Annotated in this window: 3 protein-coding genes; 1 reads left to right on the top strand and 2 read right to left on the bottom strand. The window is 70.8% G+C overall.

What is annotated here, in order from left to right:
• Positions 1 to 403: 403 nt before the first annotated feature.
• Positions 404 to 1,150: a phosphotransferase family protein gene (locus ACIQOV_RS33570; protein ID WP_401054543.1), complete on the bottom strand. Its 747-nt coding sequence runs from the start codon at positions 1,148 to 1,150 to the stop codon at positions 404 to 406.
• 363 nt (positions 1,151 to 1,513) lie between these two features.
• Between ACIQOV_RS33570 and ACIQOV_RS33575 the strand changes: the two genes are divergently transcribed.
• A complete protein-coding gene (locus ACIQOV_RS33575) occupies positions 1,514 to 2,722 on the top strand; it encodes an alpha/beta hydrolase family protein (RefSeq protein WP_401054545.1) in 1,209 nt (402 codons plus the stop codon).
• Positions 2,723 to 2,931: 209 nt separating this feature from the next.
• On the opposite strand, the gene ACIQOV_RS33580 is transcribed toward ACIQOV_RS33575, so the two are convergent.
• Positions 2,932 to 3,395 (bottom strand): hypothetical protein (locus ACIQOV_RS33580; protein WP_401054547.1); only part of this gene is annotated, 464 nt, incomplete at its 5' end.

The raw sequence follows: 3,395 nt of genomic DNA on the forward strand, positions 1-3,395 counted from the left end.
CACCCGCTACTGGACCACCCTCGTCACCGCCGGCGAACTCCTCACCACCACCCCCAACCCCGACACCCGCCTCACCTACGCCCTCACCCACTGCCGCACCCAAGCCACCATCCACGCATAGGAAGTCGACCCCACCGACTTCCTGCGCAGGAGCGGCGGTGCACCGTGCCGTTGCCGCTTCGGCCCTGCCGAAGCGGCAACGGATGGTGAGGCGACGCGAGTGCTGCTTGATGGTGGTTTCGGCGGGCCTGGCCAAGCTTGGCCAGGCCCGCCGTTGCTCTTGCGGTTCCTGGAAGGGGCGGGCGGGTGGGCGACCTGTGCGAAGGAGCGTGGCGGCTTCAGCTCTCCCGCACAGGAAGTCGGCTGGGCCGACCTCCTGTGCACAAGGCGGGCCCGCGCGGCTTCACATCCGGGATCTCAGCGCGTCGACCTCGCAGCCCGGCGCGAAGGGGTCGAAGCCGTGCTCGATCAGCCAGCGAACCGCCAGCAGGCTTCGCAACGACCACCACGCGCGGATCACGTCGAGGTCGACGTCGGTGCCGTACCCGGCGATGACGTCGTCGAGGTGCTCCTCGTGTCCGAGCGTGAAGGTGGCGAGGTCGTACAGGGCGTCACCCCGGCCCGCCTCGGACCAGTCGATGATGCCGGTGACCTCGCCATCGTCGACGAACAGGTGCGCGACCTGCAGGTCTCCGTGCGTGAACGCCGGAGTCCACGGCCGGAACGCGGCCTCGGCGACCTCGCGATTGCGGGTGACCAGGTCGGCGGGCAGGACGCCGTTCGTCACGAGCACCTCGCACTCGTCGTCGAGTTCCGCCGTCAGCGCGACGACGCTCCGGCCGGCCCGGCCGAGCCTGGGCGGCAGCGGCGCGTCGTGCAGCTTCCGGATGGCGGCGCCCGCCGCGGCCCACTCCGCCGGTGACCCGGTCGACGGCCCGCCGAGGCGCCCGAGGGTCCTCCCCGGGAGCGCGGCGATCGCGAGCACGGGCGGCTTGCGCCACAGGACCTTCGGGGTCGGGACCGGTGCGAGGGACATCGCCTCGACCTCGACGTCGATCCGCGCCTGATCGGCGTCCACCTTCAGGAACACGTCTCCGACGCGCAGGGTCGCGCGCTCGGAATGGGCGACGACGACCGTGACCTCATCCATGGGCGACCAGTATCCCGGGGACGGCCGCCGGTGTCGCCGGGTTTGTCACGTGCGACGACGCGGCCGACCGCGGCCCGCCACCCGGCGGCCCCGTGCACCGCACCGCACCGCCTCGCGCCAGAAGTCGGCCCCGCCGACTTCCCACGCGCACCACGGGCCAGTGCAGCGGCAGGGCTCGGCGTCGTGTTCGTCGTAGGCCAGGACGAAGGTGGCGCTCGACGATGCTGGCGAAGGGAACCTCCGCGCCGCACGACATACTCCCGGCGGATTACTCCGGTACCTCGCGGGGGCTACGAACGACACCGGAGTGTTTACATCCACGGGCCGATTCGACACGGAGCTGCGGAACCTAGCGTCGATCCCATGAAACGCAATCGCCGTATCAGCGCTGTCGCGGTGCTGGCGCTCGCCGCCCTCGTCACCGGAACCGGCGCCGGGTTCGCCGCCACGACCACACCGTCGGGCACACCGGTGGCCACGCACGCGTTCGACACCGCACCGGCCACGGGCACCGCGCCCACGCCGTCCTTCCACGGCACGCTCCCCGCGCCGACCGGCCCCTACGCCGCCGGCGAGGACGTCATCCACCTCACCGACGCGGGCCGTCCCGACCCGTGGGTGCCGTCATCCGGCCCCCGCCAACTGGCCGTCACGATGGTCTACCCGGCCGTCCCCGGGACCGGGACTCCGGCCCCTTACATGACCCTCGCCGAGGCAGCCGGAGCCATCCAGTTCCGGGGGATGCCGGCGAGCTCCGGCGTCACCGCACAGAACCTTTCCGGCGTCACCACTCACGCCTTCGACGGCGCGTGGCCGCAGCGCGGCAAGTATCCGCTGGTGGTCCTCTCACCCGGGTTCGAGGACCAGCGCATGACGCTCACCTCGCTCGCGACCGACCTGGCCAGTCACGGCTACGTCGTCGCGCTCGTCGGCCACACCTACGAGGACAGCGGCGAGACGCTGGCGAACGGCCGGACGCCGACGTGCGCGATCTGCCACAACCCGGCGCTCGACTTCGACTCCGTCGCCGCCAGCCGCGCGCTGGACGTGTCCTTCGTGATCGACCAGTTGACGCATGGCAATACCGCGTGGCCCCTGGCACACCTCATCGACAAGCACGAGATCGGCATGGCCGGACACTCCATCGGCGGAGCGGCGGCCGCCGCCACGATGATCGCCGACCCGCGAGTACGGGCCGGGGTGAACATGGACGGCAGCTTCCACCCGGCCCCGATGCCCGGCCAGATCGACCGGCCGCTCCTCATGCTGGGTGCGGCCGCCAACCACTTGCCCAGCAGCCACGACACCACGTGGGGGCAGGCCTGGGCCGCCCTCGGCGGCTACAAGAAGTGGCTGACGGTCGCCGGCGCCGACCACACCAGCTTCACCGACCTGGACCTGCTCCTGGACGAGGCCGGGTTCCCGGCGCCGGGGCCCCTCTCCCCGGAACGCGGGGTGGTGATCACCCGCGAGTACGTGACAGCGTTCTTCGACCGGACGCTGAAGGGGATCCACAGTCCGCTGCTGGACGGCCCCTCGCCGAACAATCCGGAAGTACTCTTCCAGTACTAGCGTTGATCCTTCGGGGGTTCATACGGCTTTGAGTGGGCTGCCGTCGTCGGTCCGGCGGTAGGGCTCGGCGTCGTGTTCGTCGCAGGCCAGGACGAAGGTGTCGACGTTGTCGCGGTCGATGCGCTCGGTGAGGACTTGGCCGGCGTGGACGTTCAGGGCGGGATCGCTCGGATCCGAACCCGCGTGAGCGGTGGGCTCGGTCGTCGGCCCTACCCGGGCCGGCCGTTGCAGTTCTCGAAGCCGGTCTCCACGGTGCCGCGGAAGGCCAGCGCCTCGCGGCCGATGCCAAGGGCGTTGAGCAGGATGTCGAGCACCGCGTCCACATCGTCCACCGAGCGGCTCACCCCGACGACCGTGTACGGGACGGTCGCTCCTTCCAACTCGCTCAGCGCGAAGTCCGTCTTCCCGATGCGGAACATGGCAACGTGCACGTAGCCGAGGTCTTCCCAGCCTCGTTCGACGGTCAGTCGCAACCGGGCCGCGAGCGCCGCCAGGGGCGGTTGCAGCCCCGCCACCACTCGAAACGAGCTTGCCGCGTACTCCCACACGCTCGACTGGAACGCAGGGTTGCGCTTCCCGCCCTGGTACGCGGGAGCTTCCTCCCCGTCCGGTTCAGGTCCCGGAACGTTCACTGCCGCCATGTCGACCTCCCCCACCGAACACCACAGCTGCC

The organism is Kitasatospora sp. NPDC091257 (assembly GCF_044757675.1).
In the GTDB taxonomy this organism is placed as follows: Bacteria; Actinomycetota; Actinomycetes; order Streptomycetales; family Streptomycetaceae; genus Kitasatospora; species Kitasatospora lactacystinica.